General features: G+C 53.4%; 23 protein-coding genes and 1 pseudogene. 2 read left to right on the forward strand and 22 right to left on the reverse strand.

Annotation, left to right across the window (positions count from 1 at the left end):
• Positions 1–23 precede the first annotated feature (23 nt).
• From fabF to PD282_RS22745, 3 genes are all read right to left on the reverse strand, one after another.
• The gene (gene fabF, locus PD282_RS22735) at positions 24–1262 is read right to left on the reverse strand and encodes a beta-ketoacyl-ACP synthase II (protein WP_274653447.1); all 1239 of its coding nucleotides are present in this window, start codon (positions 1260–1262) and stop codon (positions 24–26) included.
• A gap of 34 nt (positions 1263–1296) precedes the next feature.
• Complete coding sequence (locus PD282_RS22740; RefSeq protein WP_274653449.1) at positions 1297–1737, reverse strand: acyl-CoA thioesterase; 441 nt, start codon at positions 1735–1737, stop codon at positions 1297–1299.
• 340 nt (positions 1738–2077) lie between these two features.
• Positions 2078–2407, reverse strand: coding sequence for an ArsR/SmtB family transcription factor (locus PD282_RS22745; protein ID WP_274653451.1), 330 nt, complete (start codon positions 2405–2407; stop codon positions 2078–2080).
• A 208-nt stretch (positions 2408–2615) separates the two neighbouring features.
• Here PD282_RS22745 and PD282_RS22750 point away from each other — a divergent pair, with 208 nt between their 5' ends.
• On the forward strand, positions 2616–2978 hold the full coding sequence (locus tag PD282_RS22750; RefSeq protein ID WP_274653453.1) for an SRPBCC family protein: 363 nt from the start codon (positions 2616–2618) through the stop codon (positions 2976–2978).
• Between the two features lie 66 nt (positions 2979–3044).
• On the opposite strand, the gene PD282_RS22755 is transcribed toward PD282_RS22750, so the two are convergent.
• The 5 genes from PD282_RS22755 to PD282_RS22775 form a co-directional block, all read right to left on the reverse strand.
• On the reverse strand, positions 3045–3887 hold the full coding sequence (locus PD282_RS22755) for an alpha/beta fold hydrolase (RefSeq protein ID WP_274653455.1): 843 nt from the start codon (positions 3885–3887) through the stop codon (positions 3045–3047).
• Between the two features lie 305 nt (positions 3888–4192).
• Positions 4193–5314 (reverse strand): NADH:flavin oxidoreductase, encoded by a 1122-nt coding sequence (locus PD282_RS22760; RefSeq protein ID WP_274655423.1) that lies wholly within the window; start codon positions 5312–5314, stop codon positions 4193–4195.
• Positions 5315–5677: 363 nt separating this feature from the next.
• Complete coding sequence (locus PD282_RS22765) at positions 5678–6061, reverse strand: VOC family protein (RefSeq protein WP_274653457.1); 384 nt, start codon at positions 6059–6061, stop codon at positions 5678–5680.
• A gap of 205 nt (positions 6062–6266) precedes the next feature.
• Positions 6267–6998, reverse strand: coding sequence for an alpha/beta fold hydrolase (locus tag PD282_RS22770; RefSeq protein ID WP_274653459.1), 732 nt, complete (start codon positions 6996–6998; stop codon positions 6267–6269).
• A gap of 262 nt (positions 6999–7260) precedes the next feature.
• Positions 7261–7449, reverse strand: a complete 189-nt coding sequence (locus PD282_RS22775) for a hypothetical protein (RefSeq protein WP_274653461.1) — start codon at positions 7447–7449, stop codon at positions 7261–7263.
• Positions 7450–7669: 220 nt separating this feature from the next.
• Between PD282_RS22775 and PD282_RS22780 the strand changes: the two genes are divergently transcribed.
• Positions 7670–8173 carry a DUF2690 domain-containing protein gene (locus tag PD282_RS22780; RefSeq protein WP_274653463.1) on the forward strand — a complete coding sequence of 168 codons (504 nt, stop codon included), beginning with the start codon at positions 7670–7672 and terminating at the stop codon, positions 8171–8173.
• An 88-nt stretch (positions 8174–8261) separates the two neighbouring features.
• Here the strand turns inward: PD282_RS22780 and PD282_RS22785 are convergent, their stop codons facing one another.
• The 14 genes and pseudogenes from PD282_RS22785 to PD282_RS22850 all read right to left on the reverse strand — a co-directional run bounded on the left by PD282_RS22785 (position 8262) and on the right by PD282_RS22850 (position 23181).
• Positions 8262–9215, reverse strand: a complete 954-nt coding sequence (locus PD282_RS22785; protein ID WP_274653465.1) for a Gmad2 immunoglobulin-like domain-containing protein — start codon at positions 9213–9215, stop codon at positions 8262–8264.
• Positions 9216–9424: 209 nt separating this feature from the next.
• The gene (locus PD282_RS22790; RefSeq protein ID WP_274653467.1) at positions 9425–9808 is read right to left on the reverse strand and encodes a hypothetical protein; all 384 of its coding nucleotides are present in this window, start codon (positions 9806–9808) and stop codon (positions 9425–9427) included.
• A gap of 127 nt (positions 9809–9935) precedes the next feature.
• Entirely contained in the window at positions 9936–10922 is a 987-nt protein-coding gene (locus PD282_RS22795; RefSeq protein ID WP_274653469.1) for a prenyltransferase/squalene oxidase repeat-containing protein, read from the reverse strand.
• A gap of 125 nt (positions 10923–11047) precedes the next feature.
• A complete protein-coding gene (locus tag PD282_RS22800) occupies positions 11048–13354 on the reverse strand; it encodes a helix-turn-helix domain-containing protein (RefSeq protein ID WP_274655425.1) in 2307 nt (768 codons plus the stop codon).
• Positions 13355–13446: 92 nt separating this feature from the next.
• Positions 13447–14328, reverse strand: a complete 882-nt coding sequence (locus PD282_RS22805; RefSeq protein ID WP_274653471.1) for a carbohydrate ABC transporter permease — start codon at positions 14326–14328, stop codon at positions 13447–13449.
• 19 nt (positions 14329–14347) lie between these two features.
• Positions 14348–15307 carry an ABC transporter permease gene (locus tag PD282_RS22810; protein ID WP_274653473.1) on the reverse strand — a complete coding sequence of 320 codons (960 nt, stop codon included), beginning with the start codon at positions 15305–15307 and terminating at the stop codon, positions 14348–14350.
• A 56-nt stretch (positions 15308–15363) separates the two neighbouring features.
• Positions 15364–16692, reverse strand: a complete 1329-nt coding sequence (locus tag PD282_RS22815; protein ID WP_274653475.1) for an extracellular solute-binding protein — start codon at positions 16690–16692, stop codon at positions 15364–15366.
• 182 nt (positions 16693–16874) lie between these two features.
• On the reverse strand, positions 16875–17279 hold the full coding sequence (locus tag PD282_RS22820; protein ID WP_274653476.1) for a Rieske (2Fe-2S) protein: 405 nt from the start codon (positions 17277–17279) through the stop codon (positions 16875–16877).
• Positions 17280–17296: 17 nt separating this feature from the next.
• A complete protein-coding gene (locus tag PD282_RS22825) occupies positions 17297–18343 on the reverse strand; it encodes an amidohydrolase family protein (RefSeq protein ID WP_274653478.1) in 1047 nt (348 codons plus the stop codon).
• 230 nt (positions 18344–18573) lie between these two features.
• A complete protein-coding gene (locus PD282_RS22830) occupies positions 18574–19644 on the reverse strand; it encodes a dihydrodipicolinate synthase family protein (RefSeq protein WP_274653480.1) in 1071 nt (356 codons plus the stop codon).
• A 1-nt stretch (position 19645) separates the two neighbouring features.
• Positions 19646–20662 (reverse strand): NAD-dependent epimerase/dehydratase family protein, encoded by a 1017-nt coding sequence (locus PD282_RS22835; RefSeq protein WP_274653482.1) that lies wholly within the window; start codon positions 20660–20662, stop codon positions 19646–19648.
• Between the two features lie 18 nt (positions 20663–20680).
• On the reverse strand, positions 20681–21427 hold the full coding sequence (locus PD282_RS22840) for a glucosamine-6-phosphate deaminase (protein ID WP_274653484.1): 747 nt from the start codon (positions 21425–21427) through the stop codon (positions 20681–20683).
• Between the two features lie 21 nt (positions 21428–21448).
• Positions 21449–22288 (reverse strand): carbohydrate ABC transporter permease, encoded by an 840-nt coding sequence (locus tag PD282_RS22845; protein ID WP_274653486.1) that lies wholly within the window; start codon positions 22286–22288, stop codon positions 21449–21451.
• Positions 22289–23181, reverse strand: a pseudogene (locus PD282_RS22850) (carbohydrate ABC transporter permease).
• Positions 23182–23222: the final 41 nt, after the last annotated feature.

The raw sequence follows: 23222 nt of genomic DNA on the forward strand, positions 1-23222 counted from the left end.
CGCCCATCCTTTCGCATAATTGGTTAAAAGCCGCCGTACCGCCCGGCGATCAGGGAAGCGTTCTGGCCGCCGAACCCGAACGAATTGGACATCGCCGCCTTCGCTTCGGTCTGTCTAGCCCGGTTCGGCACGTAGTCGAGATCGCATTCGGGGTCCGGATGCTCGTAGTTGATCGTCGGCGGGAGCACGCCTTCCCGGACCGCCTGGATGCAGGCGATCAGCTCCGTAATACCGCCGGCGCCCATTAAATGGCCGGTCGCTCCTTTGGTCGAGCTGACCGGAATGCTTCGGACCGAATCGCCGAAAACCGTCTTGAGCGCCTTCGTTTCAATCCGGTCGCCGATCGGCGTCGACGTGCCGTGCGCATTGATATAGCCGATATCGGAAGGCGCGAGTCCAGCCCTCTCCAACGCCTGCCGGATACAGTATACTTCGCCGCGCCCTTCCGGCTCCGGCGAGGTGACGTGGTAGGCGTCCGTGCAGCTGGCGTATCCGAGCAGCTCGGCCTTGATATCGGCCCCCCGCCCTTCGGCGCCGCGCAGCGTTTCCAGGACGACCGCGCCTCCCCCTTCGCCCATCACGAAGCCGTCCCGCTGCAGATCGAACGGCCGGCTCGCTCCGGCCGGATCGTCATTGCGCATGGACAACGCCCGGGCAGAAGCGAGACCGGCAGCCATAAGGCCGGTCAGAATCGACTCGGCGCCGACCGCGACGACCGCGTCGGCTTGTCCCGTTGCGAGCAGCATGGCGGCGAGCCCGACGGCATCCGCTCCGGAGGAGCATGCGGTGCCGACCGTCAGACTCGGCCCTGTAAACCGGTGGGCCATGGCGATATGAGCCGCGGCGATATTGCCCAGTATTTTAGGCACCAGATGCGGACTGACCCGAAAGCTGCCGCTGCTTGTAATCTGCTCCTGCGCATCGGCGGCCGAGGAAATTCCCCCTAGCGCGGTTCCCAGCACGATGCCGACGCGTTCCGGCTCCGCCTGCAGGTTGCTGTCCGCCAGCGCTTCCGCCGCGGCGGCCAAAGCAAACTGCATGAAAATGTCGGTTTGGCCGACGAGTTTTTTGGGCAGAAAGTCGGCCGGGTGAAAATGTTTCACCTCCGCCGCGATTTTGACCGGAAGCCCTTCCGGATCAAAACGGGAGATCGTCGAGACGCCGCCTCTGCCTTCCAGCAAATTTACCCAGTAGGACCTGACGCCGATCCCGATCGGGGTGACGGCTCCCATTCCCGTAATTGCGATTCGCTCTCCAAACATGTTCGGCGCTTCCCCCATTATTTGCGGATCCGGTTCAGCTTTGAAATACAGCCCATGTGTCCGTCAGCTGCCGCCACAATTCCGGAAACCTTTTTTTCAAATTAAAAGCATTGCCTTCATGATCCGTGCAGGCGTGCGTCGTCCTGCCCTCCGCGGCAAGCTCGCCGTCCGCTTTGAATATCCGGTAAACGAACGTCATCCGGGTACGCGTCAGCTCCGCAAGCGTCGTGCGCACCGCAAGCTTGTCGTCGGGCCTGACCATTTTCTTATACTGGCATTCCGCAGTCAGGCAGACGAGCGAGATGCCTTGGCTGTGGAAGGTGTCCATATACGGGAAACGATAGCAGGCAAGGAAGTGCATACGCGCGTTCGTAAACCAGTCGAACGTTCTCGCGTAATACGAGATGCCCGCCGCATCGCAATCCCCCCAGGTTACAGTCATGTCCATCTCCGTTTCGGGATATAAGCCCTGCAAAATCCGTTCCCCCTCCTTTCTTCTTTCGATTATATAGCTACTAAATACGTATAAGTGTAATTATACACCCGAGAACGAAAATTTAAAGACGATCGCCTGCAAGTCGAAAAATGACGCCGAGCCGCCAATACTCCGTTCTTCATCCCCCGCTTTTTCGGCAAAGCGCCATGAGACGCAGCTGCAAACGCGAAATAGCGATGGATCGGATCCACCGCTTTGCTGGTTTGCTTAAATAATCTCCCTTCATGACAAAAATCGAGCCTCGGATCGTTCCGGCCAGTTTAAACTGTCTGGCAAACGTAAACAGCGTTTGAACGGAAATCGAGCCGCAGAACCTGCTTTATTCCTGCTCCTCCCTCAAAAACTGATCCAGGCGAGCCATATTTTGTTTCCAAAATTTCTCGTAATACGACAGCCAATCCTGGAGCTCCTTCAGCGGGGCGGGATTAAGCCGGTTTCGCGTCTCCCGGCCCACTTTGCGCTCGGTCACGAGTCCGGCTTCCTTTAAAATCGTCAAATGCTTGGAAACCGCCGCGCGGCCCATTGAAAAATGAACCGTCAACCGATTGAGCGGCAGCTCATCCGCATCCGCCAGCAGACGAATGAGCCGGCGCCTGGTGGGATCGGCCACGGCATAATAAACATCCCGCGTATGTTCGACTGCGCTCATCATCACCCGCTCCTCGCATAAATGAAACTACACCCAATGGTGCCTTGATTATAGGACGCCATATAGAATCCCGTCAATAGGATTCTCCGCCTTCCTTCCTTAGCTTAGTTAACCGACGGCTCTCATACGAAGAAAAAAACTCCCGTTTACGTGATACCATTTGGTATCCTATAATCAAATACGACACCGATTGGTATCTATTTAAAAGGTGAGGAGGAACCGGCTTTGGACGGCCTTGACGGATTCAGGTAAACTTGCCAAGTGGATCACGGAAAATGATTTCAAGCCCGTAGCAGTCCATCGTTTTCAGTTCCGTTTGCAGCCGGCCGGCAATTGGAATGGCATCGTTGATGGCGAAGTGCTAGCCGTTGAACCGCCAAACCGGTTGTCCTATACTTGGGCAAGCGGAGAGGAGAAGCATACGGTCACCTGGACGCTAAAAGATCTCGGGGACGGCAGGATTAATCTTCATCTCGAACAATCCGGAATTTCGACTGTCCAAGGACTTGAAGGCGCCAAGTGGGGCTGGACGAATTGGTACGGCAAGCTTGGAAAAGCATTGGAGCAATAATCGCTTGTAAATCTCAATCAAAATGGGATCCGCAGCTGCGGATCCCATTTCGCTTGCAAGTCCAGTTTATTTTTTATTCAGGAAGGTATTCATTTCCGCGGCGAATTCATGCGGATACTGGAATAAGAAACCGTGATTCGCATCCGGGTAAATCATTAACTCTGCGTTTGGAAGGTGTCCGGCAAGCAAGTAGGAGTTGACAGTCGGCACCATAATATCATTGTTGCCGTTCGCGACAAGCGTTGGCTGGCTAATTCCTGCAAGACGTGCCAGTTTGCTCGGATCCGGAATGCCCCAATCGATGATCGCTTCCGCTTGAGCATCGCGTACTTGCAACGAAGGCATCTCGTCGCGACCTTCTGTCCGGGTGAAGATCCGTCCTACGAATTCAAGTCCTTTGGCCTGACTGGTCGAAGTCGGAGCAAAGAACAAGTAGAGTACGTCTTCAGCGCCCTGGACATCCTTGTAAGCATGACGATTTATTTCGTCATTCCAGCCGTGCATATCGCGGCCGCCCTGAGGACCGGTCCCGGCAAGAATCAGGCGTCGTACCCTGTGCGGACGAAGGAGTGCGGCTTCTTGAGCAACAAAACCTCCCATGGAGAAGCCGAACAGATCGACGCTTGTCAATCCAAGAGCGTCAATGAATTCCAAAGCACCGTGGGCCATTTCAGTAATGGTGCGCGGTGTTGATCCTGTCGTACCTCCGACTCCAACGTTGTCAAAGAGGATGACTTCACGTTCAGCTGCGATATCATCAACAAGCGCGGGGTCCCAGTTATCGATATTTCCGCGGAAGTGCTGCAGGAACACAACCGGGGTCGTACCGGCTTTGCCGAAACGGCGATAAGTGAAAGTGGTTTGATTGCTTGAAGTGACAGTCAAGTTAGGTGCAGTATAATTTGACATCGATATTTCCCCTCAATTTCGATTTTTCTAACTGCTTATTTGTTTAGCGTAGTATCTTCGTTACCAAAAAAATAAATACCGTTTTGTAGAAGTTTTTAAGGGAATGGTCGTTCTCATTAAAGTATAAAATTTAGATTGAGCATCAAGTATTGCCAAATTCTAAACCGTCCATAATCCGGGTCACAGTTCATAAGTGCCCTTTCTTCGATATTCGTCATATCATATTACGTTTGAATTTTACCGATCGTTCTCGAATTAACAGCGTTTGCCGTTCTTGTCATCCTTATAATCAATTTCCACCACAATTATTTTAAATCATTTAAAGCTTCAACGGAGAATGGCAGAATCTCATTCATTCGCTCTTCCTTGACTTTAATTGCCCAGGCAGGATCCATTAGAAGAGCCCTTCCAACGGCAATGAAATCAAATTCGCCTTTCTCAAGCATCTCGATAAGAATTTCAAAATTAGCATGATGGGCGGAGTCTTTTCTTTCAAAAAGACTGCTTGTAAATTCGGTGTCAAGACTTACAGATCCAACTGAAATGACAGGTTTTCCCGTTAATTTTTTCGTCCATCCCGATAGGCTGTGATCGGATCCTTCGAACTCGGCCTCCCAAAATCTGCGGGTAGAACAATGAAAAATATCAACTCCTGCATCCGTCAAAGGCGTCAAAAATTGTTCTAATTCATGAGGTGTGTTTGCCAGCTTTGCCGAGTAGTCTCCAACTTTCCATTGAGAAAAACGAAAGGATATCGGGAAAGAAGACCCGACTTTATTGCGGCATGCTTTTATAACCTCTGCAGCAAATCGCGTCCGCTGAGCAAGATTGCCCCCGTATTGATCGGTTCGTTTGTTGGTTCTATCCCAGAAAAATTGATCAATCAGATACCCATGTGCTCCATGTAATTCAATGCCGTCAAATCCCAAGCGTTTGGCATCTTCTGCGGCCTGAGCATATGCAGTGATCGCATCTGCAATTTCAGACTCGCTCATAGGCTTTGTCACTTTTTCACCTGAAGCGTCAAGACCCGAAGGTCCAATCGGTTTCGCACCGGCGTTAGGCAAAGCATCCGTCTTTCTCTCCATTCCTACATGCCATAACTGCGGAAAAATCCGTCCTCCCGCATCATGTACTGCATTTACGACGTGTGACCATCCGTTTAGGGCTTCTTTGCCATAAAAGTTCGGGCTATTCGGTTTGGCTGCTGCAGCCGGATGGTTGATTAAGGTTCCTTCTGTAATAATCAGCCCGACGTCATTAGCCGCCCTTCGACGATAATATTCAGCAACATTGTTACCCGGAACTCCCTCAAGCGAAAAGCCTCGGGTCATGGGTGCCATTACGATTCGATTTGATAGTTCTAAATTGTCAGCCGTAAATGGTTTAAATAGTGAGTCAACCGAGAATGAAGATTTACTTTTCATAACAATTACACCTCCGGTTTGAAATGGATCGAACATACTCTTCGAATCCTTTCGCTCATTTATTAGAACGATCGTTCTAATAATAAAATAAGCGTTCATTGTTTGTCAATCCTCGCTAATCACAGTTTTCTCCCTGAACGGTAATAAGCGAGGATTCAGATGCGTAACGGATAAAAATCAGTCAAGATGAGGACTCCAGTCGTGTAGGCCGCGGCATAAAAGCAACGCCTGGTTTGTATGCGCGTTCGTTTTAAGGGTCCCGCCAACCTTTTATGTCGACGGGACCCTTATCCGAGAGACGGTAAACTTCATTCGGTTATGTTCAGATAAGCAAAGGAAAAGGTCCGCCGCCCTGCAGCTTCGTCAGGAGCCGTAAGCGGAATCGAATTCGATAATATTGCTGTCCGGGTCAAGGACATAAATTTGCGAGAATCCTGCCAGGCTGTCGGGTCTCGCTTCGTATTGGAGGCCGGCCGCTTCGAGGGCTTCTATCGTCCTGGCATAGCTTTTCACCCATACGGCGAAGTGGCCGTCGGTCGTATCGATACCGCTTTGCCGGAGCGCCTGTCCCTGCTCATTTTCCAGCAGATGAAGCTGCTGCGTCCCGACGGCATACCAGACGCCCTTGGAATTGAACGGCGGGCGCTCGATTTCCCTGAAACCCAGCACTTCCGTATAAAACCGCCGGGATCGGGAAAGATCGCGTACCGCGAGGCTGACATGGTGCAAAAATTCGTATTCGAACATCGGAAGTTCCTCCTTCATGCCGCACTTGCTCACACGGTCCCCCGGGTAAGAGCGGATGCGGGCTTTTTGGGCTTAATCTGCCTTATTATAGCACTTCCCGTTGGAAACGGCGCGGGCATCCGATAATTTGTGAGACGGGATGAAATCCATACCAAAAGTATGCAGGTCATATCCCTTGGCTTCGGCGTTTGCCTCGCCGGAAGACTTACCCTTGAAGCCCCCTTGGCAGCGATATTCCGAGAAAAGCATGAATCCGCTGCAGCATCCCCAGCGTGATGTGATGATTGACGCCCGAATATTCAACGAACTGAACATGCTCCGAAGCCCCGGACATCTCGTCCATGAAATATCGCTGGCTGTCGATCGGCACGGTCGTATCCTCCTGCCCATGCAGCAGCAGCAGCGGCTTCGGCGGATTCAGCCGAATGCGGGAAAGCGGGTCCTCCCGGCTCAAGACGTCCCGGTCGCCCGCTTCCATCGGCGGCAATCCGAGCTTCTCGCGGTACTGCTCCTCGAATTTGACCCAGGCGCAGGACCCGTTAATCACCGCCGCGGCATGAACCCGCTCGTATTGGGCGAAGGCGCCGGCCGTAATAAATCCGCCGGCCGAGTGGCCGACGACCGCAACCGAGGATTCGGCCGTCAGCTCCGACACAATCGCTCCCGCTTCCCGGATGCCCTGCCGGACAACCGGCCAAAAATGGGCCTGCAGCGCCGCCGCATCCGCATAGTCGATGCTCCCGCGCGCCCCGTGCAGCGGCAGCTCCGGCACGATCACCCGGTACCCCCAGCTCGCGATCAGCGAGGCAAAAAACCTGTAGCTTTCCATCGTCGAGCCCCAGCCGTGAAACAGCATAACGTGACCCGCCGGCTCTGCCGCAGGCTCCATGACGATGCAGGGCACTCCTCCAATATCGCGATTTTCGCCGTCATGCATGGTTGAACTGCCTCCTCCTGTACCCGGTCTGTTCCAAATCCAGGCGTTCATATAAACGGGTTTGCAAGGCGGCTCCCGAACGTTATTGTTTACGGGTAAGATGATGACCTTGTGAAACACCGGATAATCAAATTTTACCAGTCGGGCTGTCCAAAGCAAAGCGTTACCCGGCGCGGGACGTCACCGCTCTTTGCGGGTGCGCTTGGCCGAATCGAGACTGCCGTGTTCGAAGTGCGATTGGCATGTGGTCCTCCACCGAAATTTAGTCGGTCAGCAGATTCGTCACACTGATCGTCCAAACGATACCGGCAAACAGTACGCTGCTCCAAAACACTTCAGCCGAATACGACTTGCCCTGCACGATTTTTTTAATGGCTCTCAGCAAAGCAACGATAAACAAGACACCTGCAGCAGGCATGATGTACATGCTGACAAAAGCAAAAACTGCCATTTGCTGCACCTCCCTTTCTAGAAGACTACTCCGCAAGATGCAGTCAGACTGGACTGGATTCGCCTAATTCATCCTTGACAAAAATAGCATTCATTTCTAAAGTATGGAATGAACAGGCACGCATATTTTGAGGAAAGGAGTCGATTTTGGAAGACGATCGATTTTATGGCAGAGCGCCGGAATGACCGCCGACGCCGAGATCCGGTCAGGAGGAATTTTCATGAAACCGAAATTACGTAAAATGATGTTCAAGGTATTATCGGCGAGCGTGCTGTTCACGCTTGTCTTTAGCCTGACAGTTGCCGTTGCGCCGACGGAAAAAGCATTTGCGCTGTCCTATGATTTTACAAATCCGATTTCAACCGGCTGCGCCAATACGGCCGTTACGGAAGACTCCAAGTATATTTATAACAAATCCGGTACAAAGCTCGGCTATATACAGCTCCGATTCAGTACGAAGTGCCAAACGGCTTGGGGGTATTTGAAGCTTTATTCGCCGGCTCCTTCCGATAACTACGGGTCTGCAGGGATTTACGGTTACAACAGCAGCGGCTTAAGAATTTTGGCTTTCTGTGATTCAACAGGCGGTTCTAAGGGCGGGAACGGGAATATCATGAAAGGTCAAACCTCCTGTTTTACCGGTCAAGTGTATGACGGCGCCGGAAATTACGCGTTTGCCGCCGGGTTTGTCGGCAGTTATTCAAGCCAAACCGGGTATTATTAATGGCTCAATATCAGGCGGAGACCGGAATATCCGTCAGAACGAAGGGGAGGCGGTTGTCGTTTGCAGGTGTCAGTTCTTCCTGAACGTTTCACCCGGCTTCATATGCAATGTAGGGCTCGGGAACCTTAAGCGGAATGACGAGCTGATGCTCGACGCTTCCGTCTTTGGCGCTGTAAACGAACAGGATCAGCTGCATATCGGCCTGCGACGCTTTCTCGTAGCTGACGTCAAAGCGGAAATGACCCCAGGCCGGTCCGCCTTCATCGGCCATTTCGTGGCCCTCCGCCAAAATGTAGTGCCCGTCCTCCAGCTTCCAGCTGAAGGCGGCCTCGAATACACGGGCTTCCCCCTCGACCGTAAAAGACGGACCCGCTTCCGTTCCGGGCTTCGGCGAAAATACGCGGAAAGCGTCGTTCTCCGCCACCGGCGCCTGGACGGGTTCGCCGGACCGGGCGTCGATTCGAACGGCAACAGGTTTGTCGATCGTCTCATGCGCGGCAAGCTCCACGTTCCAGATCCCGCGCTCCGTATCCAGCACGGCGTCTTTGACCGCCAATGCGGCCGACGACGGGTCCGGCGGCGATGCGTGCAGCGCAGCCTTAACGGCCTGTGCGCGGCCGATCAGCCCTTCAGGAATATCCTGCGGATCGTCATGCACCACGATTTTGGCGGCGGCTGCCTGCTCCGGGTACGACTCCCTTACGGCGCCGGTATGCCAAGCTTCCACTTGCGCACCGACCGAAATCCCGTCCGCAGACGCCGCTTGGCCGGTACTATCCTGTATGACCGTCTGCTCATCGGCCGTGAACCAAATGGCTTTAACCGCGGGTGTGCCGTTCTGGTCGTCGTAAGCCGTGATCAGCCAGCGGTTTCCCTCTTTTTCGATGACCGTCCCCTTGTCGAACGCTTGTACCTCCGGCCGATCCTCTTCAGCCGTCTTGTCCCCCCCGGCGTTTGCGGGTTTTTGTTCCGGGCTGCAGGAAGCAAGCAAAGCCGCAACCCCGATCAAAGCGAGCTTTAACAATCCGTTCTGTCTTCTCATGATCCTCAGCTCCTTTTGACCAATAGACGCAATCGGACCGGCAGAAGTTTCGGAGAATCGGTTCGGAGCATCATTCTTTCCCGTCGTTTTCCGCACCGGCCTTAAACCGGTTGTCCGTGCGTACACTAATGTATTCGTTCCCTGGTGCAGGAATGAGTCGGCCAATGGACTCAGACGGTCCGGGGCTGCACAGGTGCGGCCGAAGCTGCCTAAGACCCGGCGGTCCGGGCCATCAGCGCGATTTCGTCGGCGTTTAGTTTGGGCAGCTTGTGATGCTCAATGCTGCGTCTGATACTCACCGGCTTCGCAAGATGAACCCGAACGATCATACCGTCCGTAAAATCGCCCGGCTTCATCGGTTTGCCGCTTTCGTCGCGAAAGATCGTTTGGGCCGAGTAATGTACCGTGCATAAATAGCCGACATCGGCGATCGCTCCCTTTTTGCCTTTGTTGGCTTCATCCGTGCAGCCTACGTTAAACGTCTTCGCCTTGGCGTCAAAATGGTCAACTTGACCTTCAAGCGAATCGACGGACGTTCCGCATCCGGCCAGCCCGACACAAGCAAGGAGCAGCAGCATTCCCGCTCGCTTCATGGTCTCTTCCCCCGCTTTGCCCGTTTCCCTTATAGACGGCGGATTCGAGAGAAGGTTGCACGGTTTCCTCGATCTCTCAATTTAACGCATCGCCGCGTTAATGCACCGCACGACACCTCAAGCCGATTTAAGCCCCCGCCGAATACCAGTTCAACACTCGCAAAGCGCGCAGCGTGTTCCACCGGCTCGGCCGGCCCTCGCCCTCGTCCACCTCGACCGGCATCGTGCCGGAATGCACATTCTCGAGCAACCACCGGCCTTCGCCGTCGCGCTTCGACTCGACCAGCCCGATCGCCTCGGCCATACGCTCGTCCGGCGCGGCGCCGGCTTTGCGCAAATAGTCGAGTCCCCGCAGCACGTCGTAGTGCCACCAGGTCGGGAAAGAGAAGCGCGTCCAGGCGGGGTTGACGACTTCACCGGTCGTCCGCCGCCGGAACAGGCGGCGTTCGAGGAGGTACTCCTGCCCGCGGAGGCGCGCCTCCGTTACCCCGGCGCCGTTCCCGCCGGCCAGTTCGTATTCGAGCAGAGCTTCTAGCACGCAGATCGTGGTGTGGAACGACGACCGCGTCGACCCTTTTTCGGCCTCGCAGTTCCAGCCGCCGTCGGGCAGCTGCTCCCCGAGCAGGCGGTCGACGATCCGCTGGACGTCCTGGCCGAAATAAGCGCCGCTCGCCGCCACCTGGCCGTTGATGCACGGCTCGACCTCACCCGCGAAGAAAGGATTGCCGACAAAACCCCATCCCCGCCAGGCGCCGTCCCAGTCCCACCCCCGCCAATTGACGCGATCGCGGACGAGGCCCGCCGCATGGCGCGCCTCGCCGCTTGCGGGATCGAGGCCGAATTCCCGCAGCAGCGTAAGGACATGCATGGTCGAGTCCCAGCCGTGGTTCCACGCCTCACCGGCCCATGACCCGTCGTCCGCCTGAAGGGCAAGCAGCCGGGCGCCCAAGCCCTCGGAAGCAATCCGCGCGCGCTCGGCCGCAACCTCCTCAGCGGGCGCACCGGTCAGGTCCTGCATCACCTGCCAGCGAATCGCAGGGTCGGAATCCAGCAGCCAATTGAGGACCGATTCCTTAGGCTCCAAAGCTTTCCATTTGGACTCATGGGTATCCATGTATCCGATTCCTCCGTTTCTTGGTCAAAGGATCTTTTCATCCTTCTATTTTTCTAGTCCGGGCCTTCTTTTTCCTGTTTTGACGGCAGAAATAAAATAAGGCGGGCCTGCGATGCCCGCTTTGATCAGTGCTGTTTATTCAACCGATATTGATTAGGGGTCATATGAATAACCTTTTGGAAGTTTCGTATTAAACTGCGTTCGGAGCATCCGATGGTTTCGGCGATTTTCCGGAGACTCAAATCGGTGCTGAGCAATAGCTCCTGCGCGTTCTTTAATTTTTGGTCCAATACATAATCCAAAAAATTGATCCCGGCTTCTTTCTTGAACAGCTTGCTGAGATGAGAAGCGCTGATCCCCATATATTCCGCGCATTGGGCCAGCGAGATATCCTCATGGATATGATCGTGAATATATTGGCGGACATTGACGATGATTTGATTGGTCCCGGTTACGCGTTCGAAAAGCGGAAAAATATGCTTCGTGAACCAATCGAATATTTCCGCGGATGTCAGCCTGTCATGAATGGCGTGGAGATCTTCATCCAAAACGTCGGTAAATCCGGCTTGATACAGCGTTCTGGTCACCGAAGACAGCAGCAAAAGGTAACAGTTTGATATCGCACGACAGGATTGGGACGATTTAACGGCTGCCATATATTCCAGTAAACTTTTGCCGGCCTCATCGTATTTCCGATTCTGCAACTGCTCGAGAAGAATTTCTTCTATCGCCATCGGGTAATGAAAAGCCGCAGATTTCTTCGGGCTCTCCATATCCTGAAAAAATAAAATGGGGCCGTGCTCTTTGTATATCCGGCTCTGAAGAGCCTCCAAGGCCTGCCGGTAGGAGCGATAAATATCCTGAAAGCTCCCGTAGATTCCGCCTACTCCGATCCCGACCTCCAGTCTTACATACTGCTGAAAAGCATCTCTCAGCTGTCCTGCAAACGACCGGAGCAATGATTGCACATCCTCCTCCGGCGCGGTCCGATTCAAGGAAAGCACACCGACCCCAAGCCCGTTGCGATCGATAACCACATAGCCGTTCAGCTGTTTTTGCTGCATCAGGATTTCGTTGAACATATTTTTAACGATAAACGAAACGATCGGACCGTCGCCTTTATGAAACCGGTTTTCCCTGTATACATGCTCTGACCGAATGGCCATTACGACGAACGAGTCTCTTTCCGCCAGGGAGGAGGCCAGATTCGGGTCTACAAGATCGTCCTGCCGGTTGGCCTCCCGTTCCAGCAACTGCAGCAGCATGCTGTCCCGAACCGTCGGTTCCCATTTTTTGATGTAGGCATCATTTTTCCGCGATTCTTCATTTAACCGTGTCCAGCAATCCTGAATAAAGGAGATCTCATTTTGGGCATGGGCCTGCGCCGCCTGTTTCCCGCTGATCGTTCTCCCGAAGTCGATCAGCTTCCGAATCGGGTTGTACGTTTTTAAACCGGTGACGACCGTCAGCAGGATGCCGATGCTAATGAAAAGCAGGATGCTGAGTGAAATAAAATAGCGGATCCAGATGATGTTGTGCAAAATCTCGGATTCGGCAATTTTGGCAATGTACGTGCGTCCCAATTCCGTTTTCAAATACGTGTAATAAAACCGCTCGCCGGTCGAATCCGTCATCATCAGACTGCCTTTCGTTTCGCTCGAAGAGATAATCCGCTGAACCGCCCGCTCGTTTGAATCGGTTTGTTCATCGGCGAAATACTTTCCGATGTGCGTTAACAGCCGGTTGGACGAATCCAGGATCATGACCGACTGGTTGGTGCTGTAAAGGGACGGCTCTTCCAAATATTTTTGAATGAATTCGTTGTCGAGCTGAACAATGAGAAGCCCTCTCGCTTGATCGGAATTGGCGGCCGATAGATAGCGGACGCACCCCAGGAAGCCGTTCGCCTCGGCTATATACAGGCAGCGGTTTTTGGGGCCGGACTGCATCAGGCGATCCAGCATATAGCTGATCGTGCCTTCTAATTTCTTGGGAACGAAGCCGTGCCTGTAATCCAGAATATCCTCGGAGGCATTGTTGTACAGGATAATATTGCCGGCAAAATCATTTGTATTTTGGGCCGATTGAATCAATTTCATAATTTCCAGATGAATTAACGGTTTATCGGCGGCATTGCCGTCCAGGAACGAATTGCTGATTAAGGGATCCGCCGAGAGCTGAAGGAGCGAAAGCTCTGAGCTTTGAAAAATTCGTTCCAGCCGGTCCTCCTCCAGCTTCAAGGAATATTCGGACATTTTGTGCACTTGATCGAAAGCGTTTTTAACCATAAATTGATAAAATACGATTCCGGCCAAAATGACAGGAACGGATACCGAAATGCTTCCGAACCATAAGATCCGGTATAAATACTTATGGGGCGTATGCCTCCGATTGGCGAATCGATGCAAGAGCTGAAACAAACGTTTTACCATCACGCTGCCTGCGCCCCTTCCCTGCAACGAAAACCTTTTTATCCTATATTCGCTTGGAATTAGCATAAATCCTGTTCCATGTACAAGGGTAATCAACCTTTAATGGATCCCAGCATGACTCCTTTGGCAAAATGCTTCTGAAGAAAGGGATACACGATGAGGATCGGCAGCATGGCCACGACAACCGACGCCAGACGGATCGTTTCCTGCGGAAGCACGATGTCCTCGCTCGAAGCCGCCATACTGCCGGTCATATTGGAACTGGCGTCGATGACGATCGTTTTTACCAATACCTGTAACGTCCATTTATCCGTGTCCGTTAAATATAAAACGGCGTTAAAATAGGTGTTCCAATGCGAAACGGCAAAAAACAGGGTAAATGCGGCGATGGCCGGCTTCGAAAGCGGCAGGATAACCCGGAAGAAGACCCCGAGGTCCGTACAGCCGTCGATCTTTGCGGATTCTTTTAATTCCCCCGGAATGGAATCCAAAAAGCTTTTGACCACAATCAGACTCCAGGCATTCGTCAGCACCGGAATCATAAGCGCCCATAAGGTATTCAGCATGCCGAGGTTTTTCACCAACAGGTAGTTCGGAATAATGCCCGCATTGAAAATGAGCGTGAAGACGACAAGGCCCATAATAAAATTGCGGTAAGGCATATTTTTGTCCGTCACCCCGTAAGCCATCGTGAACGTAACAAGCAGATTGCAGATCGTGCCGATGAACGTAATCTCGAATGTATTTTTCAAGGCGTGCAGAAAGCTCGGCGTGGAAAAAATATAGGCATAAGCTCCCAGCGACCATTTTTTGGGCCATATGTGCAGACTGTACGGGACGTAAACATTTTTATCCGTCAACGAAACCAGAATCATATACAGGATCGGGAACATACAAAGGAGGGAGATGAAGAGCAGGACGGAATAATTGAAATAATCAAAAGCCGTCAGTCTTTTTTGATGTACGAAGCTCATCGTAGACCACCTTTCTTTCTTAATAAATCCCCTCATGTCCCAGCTTTTTTACGATGTAGTTGGATAAAACGACCAGCATTCCGCCTACGATCCCTTTAAACAATCCGACCGCGACGCCCAAACTGGTCTGCCCGCTAAGCAGGCCTTGTTTGTAGGCAAAGGTATCGAATACTTCCCCAACCGATAAAACCAATGGATTCTGCATGAGCAGCACCTGCTCGAAGCTGACATCCGCGATTTGTCCCAGCCGGAGAATAAGCAAAATAATGATCGTCGGCCGAATGGCCGGCAGCGTAATATGCCATATTTGCTTGAATCTGCCCGCACCGTCGATGACCGCGGCTTCGTAACGCGAAGGGTCCACGCCGGCAATGGCGGCCAAAAAAATAATCGTTCCCCAGCCGGCATCCTTCCATATATTTTGCAGGGTCAACATGCCCCAGAAAAATTGGGGGTTGTTTAAAAAAGCGATCGGTTCATGGCCTAAGTTTCTGATCGCCTTATTTACCATGCCCACATCGGTTGAGAGCATAAAAAAGGTCATGCTGCTAATAATGACCCAGGATAAAAAATGAGGAATGTAAACGATCGACTGATTGATCCGCTTAAACACCTCGTGACGAACCTCATTCAGCATCAGGGCCAGAAAGACGGGCAGCGGAAACAGGAAAACAAGACTGAAAATATTGATCAGCAGCGTGTTGCGAAGCAGCACATAAAATTGATTGTAATCGAATAATTCCGCAAAATGCTTCATTCCGACCCATTTGCTGCCCGTCATCCCCAAAACCGGCGTGTAATCTTGAAAGGCGAGGACAAGCCCCCACATCGGCACGATTTTAAACAAGACGAAGTAAATCAACCCGATTCCGACCAGCAAATACATGTAACGATACTTTTTTATCGCCGGCCAGCGGTTTGATTTCCAGCTGCTGTAGACGGGGCCGGGGCCGGATAAGGCTTGTTCGCGTCGATTCATGTCTCCTCCTCCTTGAAAATCGTCCGGGTGCCGGTCAGGCAGCCCGGACGCGGCATTTATTGAAACAACGACTTATAGCTTTCGGCGAACTCCTTGAACGCCGGTTCGAATTGTTTGTCCGAACGGAGCTGCCCGATATATCCCTTATACTGCTCCATCGAAATTTTCCCGATAATCGCCTCGGTTCGCTTGGTCGTAAATTCGCCCTGAAGCTTCGGCCATTGCGTCACCCATGTGGAGGAATTGATGACGGAATAAGGGTCGATTTTTCCCGCTTCCAGGATCGGCTTTACCTTCTCCCTGTTTTTCAAATTGATCTCGTTTGGCGCAATCGGGCTGTCCGTCTTGGACCACGGATCCATTTTCAAGACAAAGGGCTCTATCGTGGAATTGTTGATTTCTTTTTTCCCCTGATCGGTCATTTTGATGACGCCGTTTTCAACGGTGTGATGTACGCCTTCGATCCCGTAAGTAATATACTTCGTGATGTCGTCCCCGGCAGTCGTATTGTAAAATTGCAGGATGCGTTCCACCTTGTCCTTTGGCACGGTTTTCGGAATGTACAGCCCTCCGTAGAAGCCCGGCGAAAGCACGGCGGAGGATCCTTTCGGCCCTTTCAAATAGGGAATGAGCTCCACTTTGGCGCCTGGCTGCGCTTTGTTGGCATCCTGCTCCAGTCCGTATTGATGCCAAGGATTTTTCCGGTAAAATGCCGCTAGTCCGGCACCGAACATATCGGAATATTGCGAATCGTTCATGACCGAGAACTCCTGGGACATAAGCCCTTCCGAGTATGCTTTACGGTACCACGCAACCATATCGGTATAGGCATCGGTTAATTCCGCCGGATACATGCCCCCGCTGGAAGTATACTGGGGATCGGCGCCGCCAAACGCCATGCGGTACGACTCGTCGAACATAAGGCCGATCGTGTCTTTTTTGCCGTTTTGGTCCGGGTCGCTGTCCACGACCTTCTTCAGCGTATCGAGCAGCTCATCCGTCGTTTGGGGAACCGGCAGCCCGAGTTTATCGAGCCAATCCTTCCGGATCATGTCCGCCGCCGTAATTTGCGGTCTGGTGCGGGGCAGCCCGTAAATTTTTCCGTTGTACCGGAGCAGCTTCCAGGCGCTGGCGGGCACGTTGTTTTTCAGATTGGGGTATTTGCTGAAGTCGCCCAAGAACTCTCCCAGATCCCAGAAAACGCCCTTATTGATCGCGTCGATCAGCGTGGACAAGTTCGTTTCCGTCACGGTTAATACTTCCGGAATGTTGCCCGAAGCCAGGACGAGATTGACTTTATTGATATAGTCGTTAATGGGGACCCAATCGATGTCCAGATGCACATTTGTTTTTTGCTCCAGCCCTTTCCAAAATGCGCTGTTCATATCCAAAGGCTCGGTTTGCAGAGAAGACATGATTTTGATCGTCATTTTATCCGAAGCGGGGTTCTCTGCAGGAGCCGCCTTGTTATTACAGGCCGAAAGGATGAGCAGGACCGATAGCATAAGAGCGGCGGTACACACGGCTAATTTCGGACGTTTAGCTGTCATTTGAAACACCCCCAAAATTAAATGTAAACAACGACTTGCTCTTCTTCCACCTGAACGGCAAACGTTTCGACGGAGACGGATTCCGCCTCCGCCTTCTCCACCTCGACGTCATAGGTTTTCACGAGACACCGGTGCGGATCATAAATGGATTTGCCCGATAAAAGATCGAACTCCCATCCGTGCCAGGGGCACCTGACAATTTCCCCGTCCCGGCCGTACAGGTATTCTCCGGGGCCGGATGGCAGCGTCATTCCGGTAACGGTCCCGACGCATAAAGGCGCGGCCTGATGGGGACAGCTATTTTTTAACGCATAAAACTCGCCCTTCACATGAAAGATTCCGATCGAGCGGCCTTCCAGCACGACGATTTTCCTGGAGCCCTCCATCATGTCCTTCACCCTGCAGACAACATGTCTTCCCATTCGGATCGCCTTCTTTCCTACAATCGATAAAATGCTTTTGCGTTCTCGTAAAAGATGCGCTGCTTCAGCGGTTCCGGAAGCTTCGGAAAAGCGAGCCGTGGAGAGTCAAAATCCCAGTGGGGATAGTCGCTTGAAAACATCAGGATATGCTCGGCATCCATCATTTCCAGAACCTGCAGCAAATGCCGGTCGTGCTCGGGCCTCTCCAAAGGCTGCGACGTGATCCGGACATGGTCCCGGACATATTCGCTCGGCTTTCGCTTCAACCACGGCACTTCATACCGCAGCGCTTTATATTCGGCGTCCAGCCTCCACAATAACGCAGGCAGCCAGGACACGCCTCCTTCGACCAGGACAACGCGGAAATCGGGGAATCGCTCGAAAACCCCTTCCGTGATGAAGCTGACCAAATGGGCCTGAAAGCCGAGCGAAAGACAAGTGTGCCATTCGATATAATGCGTCGGATACCCCGGAGTCGGCTGAACGTTAATTCCCATGCCGTCGGTGCCGGGGTGAATGGCCAGCGGCAGCCCGTATTTGCTGCAGGCCTCATAGATCGGATAATACTGCCGCTGTCCGAACGGGGCTCTTGCTCCCGAATCCGTCATCACCTGGACGAAATGAGGGTGCCCGGCCCAGCGTTCGATTTCTTTCGCCGCCGCTGACGGATCCTGGTGCGCGATCGTAATGGAGCCTTTGAACACGCCGTCTTCATTGAATTTGCCAAGCCAGGTGTCTGCGAGCCAATCATTATAGGCGGCGGCGATTGCGGCGGCGAAGTCGGGGTCGGGAAGCAGATTGCAGAACGCTCTGGGAAGCAGGACGGCATGCTTTTCCCCATACTCGTCGATTAACTGCTCGCGCAAAAAGATCGGATCCGATCCTGCCGGTCCGCCGCCGGGCGGGTTGGCATCAAGGCGCGACCCGTGAACCGGGTTTCCATAGAAGCCTCGTCCGGAACCCGTATACCGGGTTTTCCAGGGCTCCTTCAAATAGAACCGGATTTCGTCCCTGTTTTTTGGGTAAGGATGTACATCGCAATCGATGATCCTGGTACTGCTCATCCCCTATTCCTCCTGCCTGTTTAAGATTAATTCCAGCATAGAAGAAAGCGGTTTCCGAAACCACTGAAAATCCTTTAGCAGCACAAAATGTGTCAGTGAAGGCCGGGAAAAACAAGGGGAAAACGCCATAAGAAGAAAAAAATGTCGGTGTATTCGCACCGACAAATAGGAGCAGGAATTCGGATGATGCCAGTTGTTATGCCGATGTGTACGACGCGGTTCTCCGGGCCTTATTCGGCAAGCCAGCTTTGCAGATGTGCGCGAACGAAATCATCGTCGTGAAGGTGAGGGTAATCCCGGTATACGCGGTCGATTTCCTCCATTTGTCCCGGCGACAGCGTTTCATGCGGATTGAGGCACCACGTGCCCTTCATCAAGCCTTGACGGCGCAGCACCTCATGAATGCCGGGAATGCAGCCGGCAAAGCCGTGGGCGGGATCGAAGAAGGCCGCGTTGCAGTCCGTCACCTCCATATTGCGCACAAGCCACTCGGGATCGATGTTTCCGCGGACGCGCGCTTTCTTGATTTCCTCCAGCAGCGCGACCGCTTTATGCGTCCAAACGGCCCAATGGCCGAGCAAGCCGCCGACGATCCGCTTTTCCACCGTTTGTCCGCCAACCCGAAAGCGGTAAACGGTCAATAAATCGCTCACGATATGATCGTCATTGCCGGTATACAGCGCGATTTCGTCGCGCCGGTCGGAATGGCATACAGCCCGTACGACATCGAGCGTTTGATAGCGGTTGAACGGCGCGATTTTGATTCCGGCAATCCCGGGAATGTCGACAAACCGTTTCCAGAAGCCGAAGGTGAAGCGCCTTCCTCCCACAGATGGCTGAAGATAAAAACCAATGATCGGCATCCGTTCGGCAACCAGAGCCGTTCGGTCAAGGATTTGCTCCTCCGTCCATTCGTTTAACCCTCCCATGCTCAGCAGACCCGCATCGTAGCCGAGCCCGGCCGCGATATCGGCTTCCGCCAGCGCCTGCTCCGTCCCGCCGCAAAGACCGGCAATTTTCAGGAACGGCCTTTCGATCCGGGCTCGGTCCACTTCCTCGGACGCCATTCGAAGTACTTTCTCGAAAAGGCCGAACCTCGGATCGCGAATTTGGAATTGGGTCGAATGAACGCCTACCGCGACGCCGCCCGCACCGGATGCGATGTAATACCGGGTCAGGGCGCGCTGGCTTGTCTCGTCAAGACCGCGGTCCTCCAGCAGCGCAAGCGGATGCGCGGGTATGACGAGCCCGTCATGCAGCGCCCGGTTCTGGTCTTCCGTTAAATTGCGCCTGGCCGCCATGCTAAAACTTCCCTTCCCGCTGCTGAAAATGAGTCGGCTTATCGATCGTAGCCCCTCCGTGCGCAGCCCACTCGGCAGTCCAGTCGATCATCTGCAGCAGGGAGACGCCCGGATATCCGAACAGCCGCATACATTTCGAGGCATTGCTGAGCAGCGCCGTCTCCGCTTCCCTGCCGGTAAACTCCGGCTTCATGCCGAGCCGTTTGCCCAATTCCGCAGCGGCATAACGAACCGAAACGGTTTCCGGCCCGGTCACGTTCAGCCTGTTGACCGGACTTTCGCAGCGAAGCAGGGAGCGCAGAGCGATCTCGTTCGCGTCTCCCTGCCAGATGCAGTTGAAATGGCCCATGGCGAGGTCGATCGGCCTGCCATCCTTCACGGATTTGGCGAGCTCCAGCAGCACGCCGTACCTCATGTCGATCGCATAATTTAACCGGTACATGAGCATCGGCGTCCGGCTGCGGCGGCTGAAAAATTCGAAGACGCGTTCCCGCCCGAGACAAGACTGGCCGTACTCTCCGACCGGGGCGGGCGCGAAATCCTCCGTCGCCCCTCCGGAGTGAATCGGGGAAAGCGGGTACACATTTCCGGTCGAGAAGACGACGATACGAGAGCTGCGGTACTTTTCCGCCACCCTCCCGGGCAAATAGGCATTCATTGCCCAGGTCAAATGCTCATTGCCCGTCGTTCCGAATTTCGTGCCGGCCATATAGATGACATTGCTTACGTCCGGAAGCGTTTGCAGCGATGCGTCATCCAGCAGATCGCAGACGATGGTCTCCAGCCCGCAGCGCTCCAGCTCATCTTGCAATCCCGGCTCGGAAAAACGGGACACCCCGTACACCTTCTTGTTCACTCCGGCTTCGCGTATGGCATTCATCGCCAGCTTCGCAAGAGACGGCCCCATCTTTCCGCCAACCCCGAGCAGCATCAGGTCGCCCTCGATGTTCTTCATATCCTCGATTAATTTCGTTGACGGCTTCGTCATGGCTTGCTCCAGCTCATCCAACGTTCGCATCCCGATCCTCCTTCCGGTTCAGTCGTTTTGAAACAGGTCCTGACTTTCCGAAGCGGAAGCCTGATCCAGATACAGCGACCAATTCGGGTGGGTTTTAAGAATCGTGGCCGGAATCGCAGGCGTCACCGGTTGTTCCAGTGCCGATCGAATGGCGCCGGCCTTCACCTTGTGCGGAACGCAGGAGATGATGCAGTCGCTCTTCATGATCTGGTGAACGGACATCGTAATGGCCTGCCCCGGTACCTCCTCGATCGTATCGAACCAGCCCTCGCCTACCTGTTGTCTTTTACAGGCTTCATCCAGCTCCACGACGATATAGGGCTGCTTCGTTTCAAAGTCGGCCGGCGGATCGTTAAACGCAATATGGGCGTTCTCCCCGATGCCGATCATCGCGAGGTCGATCCGTTCCTTCCCGATTTCCGCATTCAGCTGCCGGATGTTCGCTTCGACATCTCCTTCGCCATCGACGAAGTGCGCCTCCCGGACATTCGCTTCGGCAAGAAACCGGTGTTTCAAATACGCTCTGAAGCTCGCGGGATGGCTTTCCGGCAGCCGGACATATTCGTCCAAATGGAACATCTCCACTTTGCTCCAGTCCACATCGGTTTTGACGAATGCCTTGAAAAACTCGAACTGGGAAGCGCCGGTAGACAGAATGATTCTTGCTTTTCCGTTTTCACGAATTCGCTCGTTTAAAAACCGCGCGGCATGCAGCGCCGCTATTTGCCCCAGCAGCTCGGGCGTTTCCAGCACATGGACTTTCATGACGACCATCCTTCCGTTTCTTTATCCTTTCAGGCCCGTTGTCGCAATGCCCTGGACAAGATATTTCTGGCAGAATAAGAAAATGACGATAACCGGAAGCAGGGACAGGATGGACATGGCGAACATCGGCCCCCATGCCGTGACCGCCGACGGATCCGAAAACATTCGGAGGCCCAAAGAAGCCGTATACAATTCCGGTTTATTCAAATAAATGAGCGGTCCCATAAAATCCGTCCACGTCCAATAGAAGGAGAAAATCGATACGGTCGCCAGTGCCGGCATCGTCAGGGGCAGTACGATGTGCCGGAAGATGCCGAAGGTGCCGCAGCCGTCGATGAAAGCGGCCTGATCCAGCTCTTTGGGGATTCCCCGGATGAATTGAATCATCAGGAAAATGAAGAACGGCACCCCGCCGATAAACGCCGGCACAACCAGCGGCAAAAAGGTGTTTACCCATCCCAGCTTGTGAAACAAAATATACTGCGGAATCAGCGTCACTTGACCGGGAAGCATTAATGTCGAGAGCAGGCAGGCGAATAAAGCCGGTTTATACCTGAAATTCAAACGGGCGAAACCGTATGAAACGAGCGTGGACGAAAATAAGGTGCCCGCTACCGTCACGACGGTTACGATGGCCGAATTTCGAAAAAACAGGCTGAAGCCTGCGGTGCCGAAGCCCGCCCAGCCTTCGGCGTAATTTTTCCATTCCAGTCGGGACGGGATGAGACTGGCGGCATTCACGAATATTTCGTTCTCGGGCTTAAGGGAGCTGGCCAGCGTCCACAGCACCGGGTAAAGCATGAACAAGCCCAATATCGAGACGAACGCATGATAAACGATGCCTTGAACGCTTTTGGCCATTTACTTATCCTCCGACGATTCATAATACACCCAAGCGGAAGACGACTTGAAAATGAGGGCGGTAAAAGCGGCGACGATCAGCAATAAAATCCAGGCCATAGCCGACGCATATCCCATACTGAACGTGCCGCCGAACGCTTTCTGGTACAGGTACAAGGCGTAAAACAGCGTTTTATCCAGCGGGCCGCCCTGCGTAACCAGAAAGCTTTGGGTGAACGTCATAAAACCGTCGATCGTCTGCATGACCAAGTTGAAGAAAATGACCGGGGTAAGCATGGGGAGCGTGATGCTCGCAAACCGCCGGGTCCGGCCGGCTCCGTCCACCTCCGCCGATTCGTAAAGATCGGCCGGAATTTGCTTGAGCCCGGCCAGAAAGATAAGCATGGGGGAGCCGAACTGCCAGACCACGAGAAGGATGAGAGTCCACAAGGAATAATCGGGGCTCGCAATCCAATTTTTCGGTTCGACTCCGAAGTGAATCAGAACGCTGTTGACCGCCCCTTCCACGCCGAACAGCTGTCTCCACATGACCGCCACGGCAACGCTGCCGCCGATGATCGATGGAATATAATAAGCGGTCCGGTAAACGCCAAGCCCCCTGTGCTTGCCGTTAAACAAGACGGCGATCAACAAGGCAAACGCAAGCTTAAGCGGAACGGAAATGATCACGAACGTGAAGGTCACCTTAAGCGCCGTCCAGTACCTCGGATCATCGGTAAACATCGCGATGTAGTTGTCGAGACCGACCCCATGCGGCGCGGACAGCATATTGTAGTCTGTAAAAGACAAGTAGAGGGAAGCGGCCATCGGACCGATGACGAATAACAGAAAGCCCAGAAGCCATGGGAAATATACGCGTATCCGACCAAATCCCGCTTCCATCCCGTCAACAATTTGGCGCTGCCGTCAATGACGGACGGTTTGACCGCTGTCT

Origin of the sequence: Paenibacillus humicola, assembly GCF_028826105.1 — a bacterium.
In the GTDB taxonomy this organism is placed as follows: domain Bacteria; phylum Bacillota; class Bacilli; order Paenibacillales; family Paenibacillaceae; genus Paenibacillus_Z; species Paenibacillus_Z humicola.

What these genes read in the sequence shown, in the direction of transcription:
- fabF (WP_274653447.1), bottom strand. Translation starts at nt 1,262, where the DNA reads ATGTTTGGAGAGCGAATCGCAATTACGGGAATGGGAGCCGTCACCCCG.
- PD282_RS22745 (WP_274653451.1), bottom strand. Translation starts at nt 2,407, where the DNA reads ATGAGCGCAGTCGAACATACGCGGGATGTTTATTATGCCGTGGCCGAT.
- PD282_RS22755 (WP_274653455.1), bottom strand. Translation starts at nt 3,887, where the DNA reads ATGTCAAATTATACTGCACCTAACTTGACTGTCACTTCAAGCAATCAA.
- PD282_RS22760 (WP_274655423.1), bottom strand. Translation starts at nt 5,314, where the DNA reads ATGAAAAGTAAATCTTCATTCTCGGTTGACTCACTATTTAAACCATTT.
- PD282_RS22765 (WP_274653457.1), bottom strand. Translation starts at nt 6,061, where the DNA reads ATGTTCGAATACGAATTTTTGCACCATGTCAGCCTCGCGGTACGCGAT.
- PD282_RS22770 (WP_274653459.1), bottom strand. Translation starts at nt 6,998, where the DNA reads ATGCATGACGGCGAAAATCGCGATATTGGAGGAGTGCCCTGCATCGTC.
- PD282_RS22775 (WP_274653461.1), bottom strand. Translation starts at nt 7,449, where the DNA reads ATGGCAGTTTTTGCTTTTGTCAGCATGTACATCATGCCTGCTGCAGGT.
- PD282_RS22780 (WP_274653463.1), top strand. Translation starts at nt 7,670, where the DNA reads ATGAAACCGAAATTACGTAAAATGATGTTCAAGGTATTATCGGCGAGC.
- PD282_RS22785 (WP_274653465.1), bottom strand. Translation starts at nt 9,215, where the DNA reads ATGAGAAGACAGAACGGATTGTTAAAGCTCGCTTTGATCGGGGTTGCG.
- PD282_RS22790 (WP_274653467.1), bottom strand. Translation starts at nt 9,808, where the DNA reads ATGAAGCGAGCGGGAATGCTGCTGCTCCTTGCTTGTGTCGGGCTGGCC.
- PD282_RS22795 (WP_274653469.1), bottom strand. Translation starts at nt 10,922, where the DNA reads ATGGATACCCATGAGTCCAAATGGAAAGCTTTGGAGCCTAAGGAATCG.
- PD282_RS22800 (WP_274655425.1), bottom strand. Translation starts at nt 13,354, where the DNA reads ATGGTAAAACGTTTGTTTCAGCTCTTGCATCGATTCGCCAATCGGAGG.
- PD282_RS22805 (WP_274653471.1), bottom strand. Translation starts at nt 14,328, where the DNA reads ATGAGCTTCGTACATCAAAAAAGACTGACGGCTTTTGATTATTTCAAT.
- PD282_RS22810 (WP_274653473.1), bottom strand. Translation starts at nt 15,307, where the DNA reads ATGAATCGACGCGAACAAGCCTTATCCGGCCCCGGCCCCGTCTACAGC.
- PD282_RS22815 (WP_274653475.1), bottom strand. Translation starts at nt 16,692, where the DNA reads ATGAACAGCGCATTTTGGAAAGGGCTGGAGCAAAAAACAAATGTGCAT.
- PD282_RS22820 (WP_274653476.1), bottom strand. Translation starts at nt 17,279, where the DNA reads ATGGGAAGACATGTTGTCTGCAGGGTGAAGGACATGATGGAGGGCTCC.
- PD282_RS22825 (WP_274653478.1), bottom strand. Translation starts at nt 18,343, where the DNA reads ATGAGCAGTACCAGGATCATCGATTGCGATGTACATCCTTACCCAAAA.
- PD282_RS22830 (WP_274653480.1), bottom strand. Translation starts at nt 19,644, where the DNA reads ATGGCGGCCAGGCGCAATTTAACGGAAGACCAGAACCGGGCGCTGCAT.
- PD282_RS22835 (WP_274653482.1), bottom strand. Translation starts at nt 20,662, where the DNA reads ATGCGAACGTTGGATGAGCTGGAGCAAGCCATGACGAAGCCGTCAACG.
- PD282_RS22840 (WP_274653484.1), bottom strand. Translation starts at nt 21,427, where the DNA reads ATGAAAGTCCATGTGCTGGAAACGCCCGAGCTGCTGGGGCAAATAGCG.
- PD282_RS22845 (WP_274653486.1), bottom strand. Translation starts at nt 22,288, where the DNA reads ATGGCCAAAAGCGTTCAAGGCATCGTTTATCATGCGTTCGTCTCGATA.